The following is a 15,275-nucleotide window of genomic DNA, read 5'->3' as shown; positions in this document are numbered from 1 at the left end:
AAAGGTTGAGTCATGGAGCCGCGCGGCGCTCGAGGGTTCCCGCAATTTCGGCCGGGATGCGCGCGGGGCGCAGTGTGGAAGCGTCCACCCAGCCGATGCGGATGGTGCCCTCGCACAGCAGCACGGGGTCGGCCGCGTCGGTCCGCGTTTGCTCTGTTTTTGATAGCACTCGCTGTCCGATTATCAGCGATGCAGTGCCCGATTGTCGAAGTTCGGCTGTCACCAGCAGTTCGTCGTCGAGCCGCGAGGGGCGGTGGTATTTGAGTTGCGTCTCGCTCACCACGAACTGGCCGCCGGTTCGCTCGCGCAGCGCACGCTGTTCGATGCCCAGCGAGCGCAGCCATTCGGTGCGCGCGCGTTCCATGAACTTGAGGTAGTTGGCATAGAACACGATGCCGCCGGCGTCGGTGTCTTCCCAGTAGACGCGAATGGGGAACGCGAAGCTCATCTCGCAATCATGGCCCGCAGGCGCTCAATCGATTCCTGCAGGTGCGCCATCGAACTGGCTGTCGAAAAGCGCACGAAGCGCGAGGTTTCGGCGCTGCCGAAGTCGCGGCCGGGCGTCACGGCGACATGGGCCCGCTTCATGGTTTCGAAGGCGAAATCCCAACTGCCCGAAATGCCGAGCTGTTCGGCGATGCGGGTGCAGTCGGCCCAGGCGTAGAAGGCGCCGTCGGGCACGACCGGCACGTCGAGGCCGAGTGCGTTCAACTGCGGAATGAACCAGTCGCGCCGGGCCTTGAACTCGGCGCGGCGGCGTTCGTATTCGGCGATGCTGGCGTCCTCGAAGCAGGCGAGCGCTGCGTACTGCGACACCGTGCTCGCGCAGATGAAGAGGTTCTGCGCCAGGCGCTCGACCACCGGCACCAGCGCCTCGGGCACCACCAGCCAGCCGAGCCGCCAGCCGGTCATGTTGAAGTACTTGCTGAAGCTGTTGATGCTGATGACGTTGTCGTCGATCGCCAGCGCCGTCTGTCCGAATTGCGCGTCGTACGACAGCCCCAGGTAGATCTCGTCGATCAGCGTGATGCCGCCACGCTGCGAAACCACCTCGTGGATGCGGCGCAGTTCGTCGGGCGCGATGGAGGTGCCGGTGGGGTTGGAAGGCGACGCCAGCAGCACGCCGCGCGTGTTGGCGGTCCAGGCGGCCTCGACCTTGGCGGCCGTGAGCTGGAAGCGCTCGGCCGCCGTGGTCGGCACCAGCACGGCCTTGCCGTCCGCCGCGCTCACGAAATGCCGGTTGCACGGATAGCTCGGGTCGGGCATCAGGATCTCGTCGCCCGCATCGATCAGCGCCAGGCAGGCAAGCTGCAGCGCTGCCGAGGCGCCGGCCGTCACCACGATGCGCCGCGCCGGCACGTCGACGCCGAAGCGCTGCGCATACCAGCCGCTGATGCGCTCGCGCAGTGCGTCGAGGCCGGTGGCCTGGGTGTATTGCGTGGCGCCGGCGCGCACCGCGCGCGCTGCGGCTTCCTGCACCAGCGGCGGCGCGGTGAAGTCGGGCTCGCCGATGTTCAGGAAAATCATCGGCCGCTCGGTGTGTGCCACCTCGCGCGCGAGCACGCCGGCGGCCTTGGCGACCTCCATCACGTAGAAGGGTTCGATGCGCTGGGCGCGCGCCGAAATCCTCACGGCCTGGCCTTGCCCGAGGCGCGATCGGCCTCGACTTCGGCGGCGCGCAACTGCGGCGCCAGGCCGTTGAGCACGGCATTGACGTACTTGTGGCCGTCGGTGCCGCCAAACTCCTTGGCCAGTTCGACGCACTCGTTGAGCACCACGCGCCAGGGCACGTCGAGGCAATGCTGGAATTCGTACACACCGATCCACATCACCGCGTGTTCGACGGGCGATATCTCTTCGAACTTGCGGTCGAGCAGCGGCCGGATCAGCGCATCGAGCTGCTCGGCGTTCTCGATCGAACCGTGCAGCAGCGCGTCGTAGTGCGCGGCGTCGGCCTTGTGGAAGCCCGCGAGGTCGCGCGTGAAGTGGTCGATGTCGGAAGCGTCGTTGCGGCCCACCAGGTGCTGGTAGAGCGCCTGCAGCGCGAATTCGCGCGCGCGGCTGCGGTTCGACTTGGCCGAGGCCTTGCGCACGCCGCTGCTCGTGAGGCCGGTGCGCAGCTGCCGTGCGGGGCGCGGCTTGGCGCCGGTGGTCTTGGGGGTGTCGTCGGTCATTGGAGGGCGGCCAGCAGCTGCGCCATTTCGACCGCCACGCGGGCCGCGTCGCGGCCCTTGTCGGTCTGGCGCGCCACGGCCTGCTCGAGGTTCTCGGTGGTCAGGATCGCGTTGGCGATGGGAAGGCGATGGTCGAGTGCGACGCGGCTCACGCTCGCGCCCGATTCGTTGGCCACCAGTTCGAAGTGGTAGGTCTCGCCGCGGATGATGCAGCCCAGCGCCACCAGCGCGTGGTAGCCGCCGCGTCGAGCCATGGCCTGCAGCGCCACGGGCACTTCGAGGGCGCCGGGCACGTTCACGTGGTGGATGTCGTCCGCGGCCACGCCGAGCGCCTCGAGCTCCGCGAGGCAGGCGGCAGCGAGCGCGTCGGTGATGTCGGCGTTGAAACGCGCCTGCACGATGCCGATGCGCAGTCCTTTTCCGTCGAGCGGCTTCGCATCCGCTCCCTTGTTTGCACCTTGCATGTCGGGTTCGTCTTTTGTTGTCTTCAGTCTTTGGAAAGGTAGCCGGCAATCTCGAGGCCATAGCCCGCCGCCATGCTCGGCATGCGGCGCGGCGTGCCGAGCAGGTTCATTTTGTGCACGCCGCATTCGCGCAGGATCTGCGCGCCGATGCCGTAGCTGCGCAGGTCCATGCGGCCGCGTTCGGGCGCCTGCGCCGGGCGCGCGGTGCCGTCGAACTGCGCGAGCAGCTCGGCGCCGGTCTCGCCGCAGTTCAGGAGCACCGCCACGCCCTTGCCCTCGCCGGCGATGTGCGCGAGGCTGGCGTCGAGGCTCCAGGAGTGCAGCGAACGGTTGATCTCGAGCGCGTCGAGCACCGAGAGCGGCTCGTGCACGCGCACCGACACGGTCTCGTCGGGCGTCCACTGGCCGCGCACCAGCGCCAGGTGCACGCCGCGGCTCGGCTTGTCGGTGAAGGCGTGGGCGGTGAAGCTGCCCCAGGCGGTCTGGATCTCGCGGCAGCCGACCTTTTCGACCAGCGACTCGGTGCGGCTGCGGTGCTCGATCAGCGCGGCAATGGTGCCGATCTTGAGCCCGTGTTCGGCCGCGAAGACCTGCAGGTCGGGCAGCCGGGCCATGGTGCCGTCTTCGTTCATCACCTCGCAGATCACCGAGGCCGGCGAGCAGCCGGCCATGGCCGCGAGGTCGCAGCCGGCTTCGGTATGGCCCGCGCGCATCAGCACGCCGCCGTCGACCGCCTGCAGTGGAAAGATATGCCCGGGCTGCACCAGGTCGCTCGCCACCGCATCGCGGGCCACGGCAGCCTGCACGGTGCGCGCGCGGTCGGCCGCCGAGATGCCGGTGGTCACGCCTTCGGCCGCCTCGATCGACACGGTGAACGCCGTTGAATGCTTGGCGCCGTTGCGCGACACCATGGGCGGCAGCTGCAGTCGCTCGCACATCTCGCGCGACAGCGTGAGGCAGATCAGCCCGCGTGCATGGCGCGCCATGAAGTTGATGGCGTCGGGCGTGATGTGGTCGGCCGCGATGACGATGTCGCCTTCGTTCTCGCGGTCTTCCTCGTCGACGAGGATCACCATGCGGCCCGCGGCGAGCTCGGCGACGATCTCCTCGACCGGGGAGATCGGCGCGGGAGCCCGCGTATTGCGGGGGGCGCCGATCGGCGTGACGGAGGCGTTCATTCGGCGGTGTCCTTGGAATACGTGGGCGTGGACGCTGTGGAGGGCACCGCCAGCACGCCGGCCTGGAGCATGCGCTCCACGTAGCGCGCCACGGTGTCGATTTCGAGGTTGACCTTGGCGCCGGCCTGGAGGCTGCCGAGCGATGTGTTCTCGACGGTGTGCGGGATCAGGTTGATGCTGATCTCGGCGCCGTCGGCCATATCGGCCACGCTGTTGACCGTGAGGCTCACGCCATTGACGGTGATCGAGCCTTTGTAGGCCAGGAACCGTGCCAAGGCGGGCGGCGCGACCACGCGCAGTTCCCAACTCTCGCCGACGGGCGCGAAGCGGCTCACGGTGCCGATGCCGTCCACGTGGCCCGACACGATATGGCCGCCGAGGCGGTCGCTCGCGCGCAGGGCCTTCTCGAGGTTGAGGCGCGCGTCGGGTTCGGTGAGGCCCGCGGTCTTGTCGAGCGATTCGGCAGAGATGTCGATGGTGAACTGCCGCGCGGCCGCATCGAGGCTGGTCACGGTCATGCAGGCCCCGTTGAGGGCGATGCTGTCGCCCAGGCCGACGTCGTCGAGGTAGCCGTCGGGCGCCGCGATGGCGAGTCGTTTGCCGTGGGAGGAGGAGGGGCCGAGGTCGTGGATGGCGGCGATGCGCCCCACGCCGGTGATGATTCCGGTGAACATCCGCGCATTTTCGCAGACATCCTGGGCTTCCCGGGCGGCGGCGCCCATTCGGCGCTAGAAAGTATCCCGTCCCGCGACGCGGGCGACGATCCGCAGGTCGGGCCCGATCCGGTCGAACTGCCTGAAATCGAGCGGCAGCGCGCCCGACAGTTCGGCGAGCGGCCCGCCCGCATGCATGCCCGAGGCGATCTCCATGCCGTCGCCCAGGAGCTTGGGCGCCAGATAGAGGAGCAGCTCGTCGACCAGCCCTTCGCGCAGCAGCGATCCGTTGAGCTTGTGGCCGGCCTCGACGTGCAGTTCGTTGACCTCGCGCCGCGCGAGATCACGCAGCACCGCCGCCAGATCGACCTTGCCCTGCGGATTGGGCAGGCAGGTGACGGTGGCGCCGCGCGCTTCGAGGGCCGCCGCCCTGGTCTCGTCGCGTGCCGCGGCATAGATCCAGACGGCGCGGCCCGGCATGAAGAGGCGCGCGGCGGGCGGCGTCTGCAGATGGCTGTCGATCACCACCAGGTGCGGCTGGCGCGTGGTTGCCACCAGCCGCACGTCGAGCCGGGGGGCGTCCTCGAGCACCGTGCCGACGCCGGTCAGCACCGCGCTGGCGCGCGCCCGCCACGCGTGGCCGTCGGTGCGTGCCGGCTCGGCGGTGATCCATTGACTCACGCCATTGCGCAGGGCGGTCTTGCCGTCGAGCGAGGCCGCGGCCTTGAGCCGCACCCAGGGCGTCTTGCGGACCATGCGGCTGAAGAAGCCGATGTTGAGCTCGCGCGCCTCGTCCGCGCCCGGCCCGATCTCGACCGTCACGCCGGCGGCGCGCAGCCGGTCGAAGCCCTGGCCGGCGACCAGCGGGTTCGGGTCAGCCATCGACGCCACGACCCGACCGATGCCCGCGGCGATCAGCGCATCGCAGCAGGGTCCGGTGCGGCCGTGGTGGGCGCAGGGTTCGAGCGTGACGAAGGCGGTGGCGCCTGCGACCGAATGGCCTTTTGCCGCAGCGTCGCGCAGCGCCATGACTTCGGCGTGCGGGCCGCCGACCTGCTGGGTGTGGCCTTCGCCGATGACGGCGCCGGCGGCGCCGACGAGGACGCAGCCGACGCGGGGATTGGGGTCGGTTTCGGGGCCGGCTTGACAGGCGAGGGCCAGGGCCAGGGCCATGAAATCTTTTTCAGTTCCCATTGTTTTTCTTTTACGGAAGTATTTTGAACAAATTGGTGCAGTGAGTAGAAAAAGACCGTCGATCCATTTGCTTTGACCGCTTGTCGTTCACTAGATGTTCAAAAGAAATTCGACGAACTAGATTCGTGGCCATACAAGGAAATCAGGGAGAAGAGCGTCGCCACGCATGCATTTGCGGGGCGGCGCGAGCTACAAGATGGATCACCGATTCTGCGCGCTCGCCCGGCGGCCCAAGCGGCCCATCGGAACGGGACGGGGACTTACGTTGGTCGAGATGCTGGTCGTCATCGTACTGATGGCGATCCTCGCGGCCCTGGCCCTGCCGGGCTTTCGGGATCTGATTGAAAACTACCGGGTCGAACGCATGGCTTCGGCGTTGGCAGCGAGCATCAGCCATGCCCGTTCAGAGGCCGTGCGCCGCGGGCGGACGGTGAGCATCCGAAAGGGTGTGGCCTGCAGCGACAAGGACTGGAGCTGTGGCTGGGACACGCTCGTCATCGATGGAGCGACGACCGAGATCCTCCAGCAGCAAGGGTCTGACAGCGGTGTCGTGGTCGAACGGACCGCTGCTGGCGGCTTGTCTTTCGACGCCACTGGCCATGTCTCCGCTTCGGCGGGCTTCAGGTTCTTTCCGGTCGGTCGGCCGAGTTCGCCCCATGCGATCGTCGTCTGCGTGGCGAGCGGAGGTCGAGTTCTCCTTGTGAAGGGGGTTGAGAGATGCCCCGGATCCTGAGCCGCGTGCCCGCAAGGCAAGCCGGCTTTTCGCTGATCGAGGCCCTCGTCTCCATTCTCGTGCTCTCTTTCGGGTTACTCGCTCTGGCCGGCTTTCAGTTGCGGGTGCTTTCCGACAGTTCGGGCGCGAGCAATCAGAACATTGCGGCGCAACTGGCAAGTGAAATGGCCGAGCGCATCCGCGCGAATCCTGTGAAAGGCGCTACGGCCGGGAGTCCTTACAAGGTTGACTTTACGCCTGCGCCCGAGAGCGAGCCGAGCCCTTCCTGTGCAGATATCGACAGCGCCTGCAGCCAGGCGGAACTTGCGGCCTGGGACTTGTGGGCCTGGAAGCGCAGGGTGGCCGCCGCGCTGCCAGGCGGCCTCGGCGATGTGCAATCCAAGGACAACGCAGGCGGCCTGCTCTTCGTCCATGTCACCTGGAACGACGCTGCGGCCACCCATCCCATCGCGCCGGATACGAGTTGGGGATGTCCGGGCAAGTCCTGCCAGGAAGTCATCGTTGCGGTGCCCGAACCATGAGCAATATCACTCCCCATTGCACGCGATCAGCCGGCTTCACGCTGGTCGAATTCCTGGTCGCGCTGATCATCGGCATGCTCGTGATGCTTGCCGCCATCGCCAGCTTGTTCGGCACGCGCAGCACCGCTCTGACGGGCAGCGATGTCAGCACATTGAACCAATCGGCCGCGCTCGCCCTCAGGATGCTGGGACAGCAGATTCGGCAAGCCGGCTACATCCCGATCGACCCGACGGGGCCGCTCTACTACTTCAACGTCAATCTGGCGACCAACCTTCGAGGTGACCGCGATTTCTTCGCCCTCAATGGACAGGAGGCATCGAGCGGTTCTGTGAATGACACGCTGGCGGTTGGCTATGCGCCAGCCCCTGACTATTTCAGGGACTGCCTCAATCAGCGGGCGGAGAGCGATGCGAGAGCCGACTACGACCCTGCCAACCCCGCTGACCCATTCAACCCTCGCCTGATCACCAGCGAGTTCTCGGTAGTGAAGGGTACCTTGCGCTGCGCAGGCAGCGGCGGCAACGGCGCCCAGCCGATCATCGACGGCGTGGAGCGCTTCGACGTGATGTATGGCATCGCAGCGGAGGGCGGAGGTGAGCAGGCGGGGCGCTATGTGACGGCTGCCGGCGTGCCCGATTTCGGACGGGTCCGTACGGTACGTGTATGCCTGCAGCTCGTGGGAAGGTCGCGCAACAACCCGGACGGCAGCTACATGGATTGCGACGGAAAAGCGCAGGCCAGCACGGACGGGAGGCTGCGGCGCGTTCACACGGCCGTGTTCGCTCTGAGAAATCAATGAGCTCCCTCATCTGCATCTCTCCACGGCCGATGCGCGCTGCCGGCGTTCGCCGCGCCGGGTTCCGCCAGTGCGGGTTTTCCTTGTTCATCGTCGTGATCATGCTGCTGATTTCGGGGTTGCTGGTCATCGGAGGCGCTCGCATCGCCCAACTGCTCGAATCGATGGCGGGCAACGAGCGCGACCATCAACGAGCGTTCGAGGCGGCCGAGGCGGCGCTGCTCGATGCGGAGCACGACATTCGACAGAAGGTCTTCGACACCGCGACCAAGACCTACGTCCATTGTTCGGCCGTCATGGATGCGCCCTGTCGCACGCCAGAGCGCAACCGCGTCTTTCCCGACCGGGACACCGGCTGGGTGACAGCCTACGTGCTAACCGAGAGCAACAGCTGTACGGACGGCATCTGCTATTTCGCTGCGCCCGAATCCGGCATGGCTGCGAAGGACAGCGAGGCTTATCGCTTCTGGACCAAGAAGAACTACGCAGAAAAGTACGCCAAGTACGGGCAATTCACTGCTGCACCCACCGCTGACAGTCCGGCGCTGTCCAGCGCGCGGTATTGGATCGAGGTGATCGACCGTCCGAACAGCAAATACCCGTTGTACCGGATCACCGCGATGGCCGCGGGCGCCCGCGCCGCAAGCGCGGCCGGCGGCACCGAGGTGATGCTGCAGATCTCCCTGGATCCGGATCCCGTGAAGACCTTGAACTGAGCGCTGTGGAAACAAGCAATATGAATATCAACAGGTTTTCAGGTCGCGTCTTCGGATGCGTGCTGATCCAGGTGCTGGTACAGACACTCGGTCATGCAGCCGCTTTCTCGCTGGCCCAGGAGCCGCGCGATGCCAGCGTCGAGCAACCAGCGCCGAACGTGATCGTGTCAGTCGACAACTCGTACAGCATGCGGTGGTCGTCGCGTGCGTCGGACGGCAGCAGGTACCCTCCGAGCGGCGTACCCACTCGCCTGGCTGCGCTGAAAAAGGCATTGAAGTCCAATTTCTCGGAGAGCAAGATCCCTGATCGTCGCATTCGCCTCGCCTGGCAGGCGATGAATCACACGACGACCGAGAGCTGCGTGGGCTTTGCCCCCGATGAAAAAGCGGCCGCTGACTACCGAGCGAGCAGTTGTGTCGTCGATGGCACCGCAAACGCAAACCTGCTCCGCCCATTCAAGGGTGCCCATCGGAAGAACTTCATGACCTGGGTTGACGCGCTGCACGCCGACGGTGGCACCCCCATGCACGCGATGATGGTGCGTGCTGGCGAATACATGAAGACCACGGGAAGGCTGAGTCCCTATTCCGACGATCCGGGCGTGGAAGGCGCCAGCCAGTCGAGCTGCCGCAAGTCGTTCCACATTTTCATGACCGATGGCGAATACACGCTGTTCGGCTTTCAAAACGACCCCGAGACATTTGGCATACCCGACATCGGCAACGCAGATGGCACCCGGCGCGACTTGCCGGGCGGCATCAGATACGAGCCGCGCGCTCCTTATGCCGATTACGCAGGAGCCAAGATTGAGGCGCACCCCTGGACAAAGGGCGAGGATGGCGTGTGGAGGCCGACCGAAGAGTATCGGCCCACGCTCGCCGACCTGGCGTTCCACTATTGGGCCATCGATCTGCAGCCGCAGGTGCCTGACAACGTGAACAAGCTTGATGAGCCGAAGTACCTGGCCAGCAACTCCGAATATTGGAACCCGCGTAACGACCCTGCCAACTGGCAGCACCTGAGGACGCACACGATCGGCTTTGGCTCTGCGTCGTCGTGGACGGGAAGGCCCGCATTCGACAACAAGGCATCGCAACCCACGTACAGCAAAGATTTCGCGGCCTTGGCCGCGGGCACCCTCGCTTGGCCCAATCCGTTGGACGGGACAAGGCCGAAAAACGACGCGCGGCTGCGTTGGGACGAAGCCGGATTCAGCTTTGGTTTCGACTACGACGCGTTCAATCCCTCCATCGTGCGGATGGACCTCTGGCATGCCGCAATCAATGGTCGGGGTCGCTTTCTGCCGGCTGCCAATGCGGGTGCGCTCAATGACGCATTCGAATCGATCCTCGCCCCGCTCGGCTCTGAACCCAGCAAGTCGCGTACCTCTATCTCGGCCAATGCTTCCAAGATTTCGACCAGCACCACGGCCTATCGAGCAGGGTACGACACGGGAGACTGGTCAGGCATGCTTACGGCCACCAAGTTCGGCGAGAAAGCGCGACTCCATAACGAGACCATCTGGGATGCGCGCGTTTTGCTCGACGAACGCATGGCTGAGACGGGTGCGCACGCCACTCGGGAGGTGCTGAGTTTCTCGAGCACCGAAGCGGGCGGTTCCGGCATTCCATTCCTCTGGGACAGCCTTAGCGGTGCACAGCAGGATGCGCTTGCAGGCGTGGCAAATGCTGCGGCCGACGAGAAGAAGAAAACGCATGGACAAGGGGTGCTCGACTTTCTACGCGGCGACCGCAGCAAGGAGGGACCCGGCGGAGATGACTTCAGAGAGCGCGACCATGTGCTGGGCGATATCGTCGGCTCCAGCCTGTGGTATGCCGGGCAGCCGAGCAGCGGCTTCACTCGCGACGCGTATGCCTCCTTCGCTGCGAAGCCTCGCAAGGCGATGGTCTATGTCGGGGCGAATGACGGCATGATGCACGCCTTCAATGCAGAGGACGGCATCGAGGCATTCGCTTATGTGCCTGCAGGCCTCTACGGCACTGCGGACGCGCCTGTTCTCAAGCGGCTCAGCGAGCAAGCGTATTCGCATCAGTACTACGTCGACGGAAGCCCGTTCGTGGCAGATATCTACATGGGTTCCGACGACAGCAAGCTGAAAGAGAACTTCTGGAAGTCGGTGCTCGTCGGAACCCTCGGGGCGGGAGGCAGGGGCTACTTCGTGCTTGACGTCACCAATCCGGAGAATGTTCTGGAGCGCAATGCGACCGGCGTCGTTCTTGCCGATACAACGGTCCTCGCGGACGACGATTTGGGCTATCAGTTCCAGCAACCCGCGCTCGACTCCTTCTCGCGACGAGCAGTGCAGGTCGCATCATTGAACAATGGCCGCAGAGCTTTGATCCTGGGCAACGGCTACAACAGCAAGAACGAGAAAGCGATTCTCTGGATTCAGTACCTCGACGGAGACAAATCGATCCTCAAGATTCCAGCGCCGGCCAGTCAGGTAGCGGGCGCCGCCAACGGCCTGTCCGCTCCGCGGCCGATGGACCGCAATGGCGATGGCAAGATCGACCTTGTCTATGCAGGTGACCTGCTCGGCAATCTCTGGAAGTTCGATCTCAGCGGGGCCGAGAGCAGCAGCTGGAAAGCGATGGAGTCGAGTGCGACCGCCTCGGGCCCCAAAAAGTTGCCGCTGTTCGCAGCTGGCGTCACGCAACCGATCACAGCCGCACCAATGGTCGTCGACCATCCTATGGGCGGCTACATGGTGGTATTCGGCACGGGTCAACTGTTTGCCGAGGGCGATGAAAGCACGATCAGCGCTCAATATCTCTACGGCATATGGGATCGGGCGGGCGCGGCTTCAGATACTGTGGCGCTGACCGACCTTGTGCAACAGACCATCGACACCGAGACGGTCACGGATCTGAGCACTGAAGCGGGGGAGGCTAGGTTCGGCACCGAGTTCCGCACCGTTTCAAACAACAGCGTGCGCTATCGGGAAGAAAGCGGCAAGCGCGGCTGGTATCTCGAATTGCCAACCAGCAAGGAGCGGATCGTCTATCCGGGCGACGTGCTGAGCAACAGCGTTGGATTGTTCTCCACAACGATCCCAGGCACTGCTGCTGACCGCGTCGATTGCACGCCTGGCACCCCTGACGACGGCTGGACCTTACTGATCGACTTCTTCAGTGGCTCGGCGCCTGACGGCATCGTCTATGCCGATTCTGCTGCGGCTGGCCTCTATCTCGGGTACCGAAACTACTCGGGTCGGGACGATCTCAGCTTCATGCCGCCCGGCGACGGGAAGAACGCGGACGTGATCTGCAACGCAGCAGGAGATTGCACGGACGTGAAGCGGCCAGACGCAGTACGCCGCTTCGGCTGGCGCAGCCTGTTCTCGTCATATTGATGAGCGTGGATCTGCCCATGAACAAGAAGACCAGGCATTGGATCCTTGCGAACTCCTGCTCGCGGGGTTTCACCCTCATCGAACTCATGATCGTCGTGGCGGTGATCGCCATCGTCGCGGCCATCGCCTACCCGAGCTATTCACGCTACGTGCTGCGCGCCAAGCGCGCCGATGCGAAGCAGCAACTGCTGCAGGCGGCGCAATGGACCGAACGCTACATGTCGGCCAATGGCCGATATCCGCCCGTTGACGTGGACCTGCCTGCGGGCTTGGCACAGTCCCCTTCGTCGGGCACTGCGAGCTACAGCATCGGCTATGTCGACGGCAGAACCGCCACCACCTACACGCTGCGGGCCGTTCCGCAGGGCGTCTCGGCCAACGACGAATGCGGCACGCTCACCGTCAACCAACAAGGCGTGAAGCTGGCCAACGACAGCACCGATGCCTCGAGCGATGTGGTGCAGTCGTGCTGGAACCGCTGATGCGGCAACGCGGGCTGGCACCGCCCTCCGCGGGCCAGCCTCAGCCTCTCAGATATCCCGCAGCAGCTGCCTGAACTCGTCCACGTCCTCGAAGCTGCGGTACACCGATGCAAATCGCACGTAGGCGACCTTGTCGAGCTTCTTGAGTTCGCGCATCACGAGTTCGCCGACCTTGGTCGAGTCGATTTCCCGCAGGCCGCTCGCGAGCAGCTTCTGTTCGATGCGCAGGAGAGCGTTGTCGATCTGCTCGATGCTCACCGGCCGCTTGCGCAGCGCGAGCATCATCGAGGCCCGCACCTTGGACGAATCGAAATCGGCGCGGCTGCCGTCTTTCTTGACGACGACCGGAAAGTTGACGTCCGGTCGCTCGTAGGTGGTGAAGCGCTTGTCGCAGGCACTGCATTGGCGGCGCCTGCGGACGAAGTCGGCGTCTTCCGAGACGCGGGTCTCGACGACCTGCGTTTCCAGATGACCGCAAAAAGGGCATTTCATGCGGCCACCGCTTGCCGATGACGTTCAGCGGTAGACAGGGAAGCGGCTCGTTAGCGCGTGCACCTTGGCACGCACCGCGTCGATGTGGGCGGTGTCGCGGGGGTTCTCGAGCACGTCGGCCACCAGGTTCGCGGTGAGGCGGGCCTCCTCGTCCTTGAAGCCGCGCGTGGTCATGGCCGGGGTGCCGATGCGCACGCCGCTCGTCACCATCGGCTTCTCGGGGTCGTTGGGGATCGCGTTCTTGTTGATCGTCATGTGGGCGGCGCCCAGCACGGCTTCGGCTTCCTTGCCGGTGATGCCCTTGGCGCGCAGGTCGACGAGCATCACGTGGCTCTCGGTGCGGCCGCTCACGATGCGCAGGCCGCGCGCGGTGAGCGTTTCGGCCACGATGCGCGCGTTGGTGACCACCTGCTGCTGGTACGCCTTGAACTCCGGCGCCATCGCTTCCTTGAACGCCACCGCCTTGGCGGCGATCACGTGCATGAGCGGGCCGCCCTGCAGGCCGGGGAAGATGGCGCTGTTGATGGCCTTTTCGTGCTGCGCCTTCATCAAAATGATGCCGCCGCGCGGGCCGCGCAGGCTCTTGTGGGTGGTGGAGGTCACCACGTCGGCATGGGGCACCGGGTTGGGGTACACGCCCGCAGCCACGAGGCCTGCATAGTGGGCGATGTCGACCATGAAGATCGCGCCGACGTCCTTGGCCACCTTCGCGAAGCGCTCGAAGTCGATGCGCAGCGAATAGGCCGAGGCACCCGCGATGATGAGCTTGGGCATGTGCTCGTGCGCCTTGCGCTCCATCGCGTCGTAGTCGATTTCTTCCTTGTCGTTCAGGCCGTAGCTCACCACGTTGAACCACTTGCCGCTCATGTTCAGCGGCATGCCGTGGGTGAGGTGGCCGCCTTCGGCCAGGCTCATGCCCATGATGGTGTCGCCGGGCTTCAGGAAGGCGAGCATCACGGCCTCGTTGGCCGAGGCGCCGCAATGCGGCTGCACGTTGGCGGCGTCGGCACCGAAGATCTGCTTGATGCGGTCGATGGCCAGTTGCTCGGCCACGTCGACGTGCTCGCAGCCGCCGTAGTAGCGCTTGCCCGGGTAGCCTTCGGCGTATTTGTTGGTGAGCTGCGAGCCCTGGGCGGCCATGACGGCCGGCGAAGCGTAGTTCTCGCTTGCGATCAGCTCGATGTGGTGTTCTTGGCGCGCGGTCTCGGCCTGGATGGCGGCCCAGATCTCGGGATCGGTCTGTTCGACCAGAATGTTGCGTTGGTACATGGCAGTCCTTTGAAGACGAGGTCCTTGTTCTTCAACCAAACAAGGGCTGCCCAGGCGAACGGCTGAACGCCTGTATCGGATGCCAGGCGGCACGCTTCCCAGTGGTATTCCACGTCAGCGCGGGGCACCGGTGAGGATGCTGCGCCTATCGCCAGTCGCGTACGGCGCCAAGTGTAGCGCACCCGGCGTTTTTGCCGATGCCGAAGGACTCAGGAAACGCCGAAGAGCAGCGCGACCTTCTGGCCGTCCGCTGCCGCAGGATCGGCGGGCTGTTCGGTCTTGGGCGGCGCCGCAACCGGGATGGCCTGCGCCCGCACGACCGGCGGGACGACGATGGTCGGGAGGCCGCGGCCATTGGCCACCTGCAGCAGCCGGTCGCGCTCGGCGAGCACCTTGCTGGCATAGCCGCCGTCGTCGTCGAGGTTGGCGGCACCGACGTAATGGCGCAGGCCGCCTTCGACGGAACCGGCGCGCGCAATGCACTCCTGCAGCACCTTCACGCCCACGCGCATGTTGGTCACGGGGTCGAAGGCGGTGAGCGTGCCGCCCGCGCTCTCGTACTTTTCGCCGTGCACGCGTGTCATGACCTGCATCAGCCCCTGCGCGCCCACATGGCTCTGGGCAAAGGGATTGAAGCTCGATTCGATCGCCATGATGGCGAGGATCAGCGTCGGGTCGAGCTTGGTGCGGCTGCCGAGGTGATAGGCCTCGGCGACCAGCACGCTCAGCGGCTCCGGTGCGACGCGGTACTTCTTGCTGAGCCAGAAGGCTACCGCTGCCTGCTGCTTGGGCAGGTCATCCGGACTCGCCGCCGTGGTGCGCACGATCGCGGAGGCGTCGAGGTCGGTGGCTTCGGGCGGTGGCTTGCGTGACTGCAGCCAGCCCATGAGCTGCTCCTCGCCGGTCTGGCGCAGGTCGGGTCGTGCCGCGAGCGCGAGCACCGCGAACACGATGGCCAGCCCGACCAGTGCGAACCCGTTGTGGGTGATTTCAAAAAAGCCGTCTGCCACGTCGGACAGAAAAGTCCGTAGCCCGCGGGCTGTGGCATCAAACGCCTTGTTCATCGCTCTTCCTTTCTATGCGGCACCTGTTCTCAGCGCCGAGGCGATGGAAGGAGGCGGCGGCGCTTGATTGGTACGAACCAGGCTCCGCGCGAGGAGGGAAGATGTGGGTGGGAGCGCGGCGGCCTGATCAAGCCGGGGGAATTCGGCGGCGGATCCAGGGACCT

The 15,275-nt window shown here is 65.3% G+C and carries 16 protein-coding genes and 1 riboswitch; of the genes, 6 read left to right on the top strand and 10 right to left on the bottom strand.

Features of this window, described 5'->3' with window-relative positions; genetic code table 11:
- Nucleotides 1-10 precede the first annotated feature (10 nt).
- Genes ybgC through ribD form a run of 7 tightly spaced genes read right to left on the bottom strand, consistent with a single transcriptional unit; the run spans nucleotide 11 to nucleotide 5,642 of the window.
- Nucleotides 11-448: a tol-pal system-associated acyl-CoA thioesterase gene (ybgC, locus tag AC3A6J_RS18710; protein WP_487861478.1), complete on the bottom strand. Its 438-nt coding sequence runs from the start codon at nucleotides 446-448 to the stop codon at nucleotides 11-13.
- Entirely contained in the window at nucleotides 445-1,632 is a 1,188-nt protein-coding gene (locus tag AC3A6J_RS18705; protein ID WP_487861477.1) for a pyridoxal phosphate-dependent aminotransferase, read from the bottom strand. Before AC3A6J_RS18705 ends, ybgC begins: the two co-directional genes overlap by 4 nt.
- Complete coding sequence (gene nusB / locus AC3A6J_RS18700) at nucleotides 1,629-2,174, bottom strand: transcription antitermination factor NusB (RefSeq protein WP_487861476.1); 546 nt, start codon at nucleotides 2,172-2,174, stop codon at nucleotides 1,629-1,631. Before nusB ends, AC3A6J_RS18705 begins: the two co-directional genes overlap by 4 nt.
- Nucleotides 2,171-2,638: a 6,7-dimethyl-8-ribityllumazine synthase gene (gene ribH, locus AC3A6J_RS18695; protein WP_487861475.1), complete on the bottom strand. Its 468-nt coding sequence runs from the start codon at nucleotides 2,636-2,638 to the stop codon at nucleotides 2,171-2,173. Before ribH ends, nusB begins: the two co-directional genes overlap by 4 nt.
- A 23-nt stretch (nucleotides 2,639-2,661) precedes the next feature.
- Complete coding sequence (ribBA, locus tag AC3A6J_RS18690) at nucleotides 2,662-3,816, bottom strand: bifunctional 3,4-dihydroxy-2-butanone-4-phosphate synthase/GTP cyclohydrolase II (protein WP_487861474.1); 1,155 nt, start codon at nucleotides 3,814-3,816, stop codon at nucleotides 2,662-2,664.
- Nucleotides 3,813-4,490 (bottom strand): riboflavin synthase, encoded by a 678-nt coding sequence (locus AC3A6J_RS18685; protein ID WP_487861473.1) that lies wholly within the window; start codon nucleotides 4,488-4,490, stop codon nucleotides 3,813-3,815. The genes ribBA and AC3A6J_RS18685 overlap by 4 nt, the downstream gene beginning before the upstream one ends.
- Nucleotides 4,491-4,544: 54 nt before the next feature.
- Nucleotides 4,545-5,642, bottom strand: a complete 1,098-nt coding sequence (gene ribD / locus AC3A6J_RS18680) for a bifunctional diaminohydroxyphosphoribosylaminopyrimidine deaminase/5-amino-6-(5-phosphoribosylamino)uracil reductase RibD (protein WP_487861472.1) — start codon at nucleotides 5,640-5,642, stop codon at nucleotides 4,545-4,547.
- A gap of 187 nt (nucleotides 5,643-5,829) precedes the next feature.
- Here ribD and AC3A6J_RS18675 point away from each other — a divergent pair, with 187 nt between their 5' ends.
- Genes AC3A6J_RS18675 through AC3A6J_RS18650 form a run of 6 tightly spaced genes read left to right on the top strand, consistent with a single transcriptional unit; the run spans nucleotide 5,830 to nucleotide 12,286 of the window.
- A complete protein-coding gene (locus AC3A6J_RS18675) occupies nucleotides 5,830-6,396 on the top strand; it encodes a GspH/FimT family pseudopilin (protein ID WP_487861471.1) in 567 nt (188 codons plus the stop codon).
- A complete protein-coding gene (gene pilV, locus AC3A6J_RS18670; protein ID WP_487861470.1) occupies nucleotides 6,381-6,917 on the top strand; it encodes a type IV pilus modification protein PilV in 537 nt (178 codons plus the stop codon). Before AC3A6J_RS18675 ends, pilV begins: the two co-directional genes overlap by 16 nt.
- The gene (locus tag AC3A6J_RS18665) at nucleotides 6,914-7,717 is read left to right on the top strand and encodes a PilW family protein (protein WP_487861469.1); all 804 of its coding nucleotides are present in this window, start codon (nucleotides 6,914-6,916) and stop codon (nucleotides 7,715-7,717) included. Before pilV ends, AC3A6J_RS18665 begins: the two co-directional genes overlap by 4 nt.
- On the top strand, nucleotides 7,714-8,430 hold the full coding sequence (locus AC3A6J_RS18660) for a pilus assembly PilX family protein (protein ID WP_487861468.1): 717 nt from the start codon (nucleotides 7,714-7,716) through the stop codon (nucleotides 8,428-8,430). Before AC3A6J_RS18665 ends, AC3A6J_RS18660 begins: the two co-directional genes overlap by 4 nt.
- Before the next feature lie 20 nt (nucleotides 8,431-8,450).
- Nucleotides 8,451-11,804, top strand: coding sequence for a pilus assembly protein (locus AC3A6J_RS18655; protein WP_487861467.1), 3,354 nt, complete (start codon nucleotides 8,451-8,453; stop codon nucleotides 11,802-11,804).
- Between the two features lie 17 nt (nucleotides 11,805-11,821).
- The gene (locus tag AC3A6J_RS18650; protein ID WP_487861466.1) at nucleotides 11,822-12,286 is read left to right on the top strand and encodes a type IV pilin protein; all 465 of its coding nucleotides are present in this window, start codon (nucleotides 11,822-11,824) and stop codon (nucleotides 12,284-12,286) included.
- Between the two features lie 48 nt (nucleotides 12,287-12,334).
- Here AC3A6J_RS18650 and nrdR read toward each other — a convergent pair whose 3' ends face one another.
- The 3 genes from nrdR to AC3A6J_RS18635 form a co-directional block, all read right to left on the bottom strand.
- Entirely contained in the window at nucleotides 12,335-12,778 is a 444-nt protein-coding gene (gene nrdR, locus AC3A6J_RS18645; protein ID WP_106934830.1) for a transcriptional regulator NrdR, read from the bottom strand.
- A 24-nt stretch (nucleotides 12,779-12,802) separates the two neighbouring features.
- Complete coding sequence (gene glyA, locus AC3A6J_RS18640) at nucleotides 12,803-14,047, bottom strand: serine hydroxymethyltransferase (RefSeq protein WP_487861465.1); 1,245 nt, start codon at nucleotides 14,045-14,047, stop codon at nucleotides 12,803-12,805.
- Nucleotides 14,048-14,088: 41 nt separating this feature from the next.
- Nucleotides 14,089-14,216, bottom strand: a riboswitch (ZMP/ZTP riboswitch).
- A gap of 40 nt (nucleotides 14,217-14,256) precedes the next feature.
- A complete protein-coding gene (locus AC3A6J_RS18635; protein WP_487861464.1) occupies nucleotides 14,257-15,111 on the bottom strand; it encodes a transglycosylase SLT domain-containing protein in 855 nt (284 codons plus the stop codon).
- Between the last annotated feature and the right edge of the window lie 164 nt (nucleotides 15,112-15,275).

This window comes from Variovorax sp. Soil_C_39, assembly GCF_057656815.1.
This window is presented reverse-complemented; position numbering and strand designations above follow the sequence as displayed.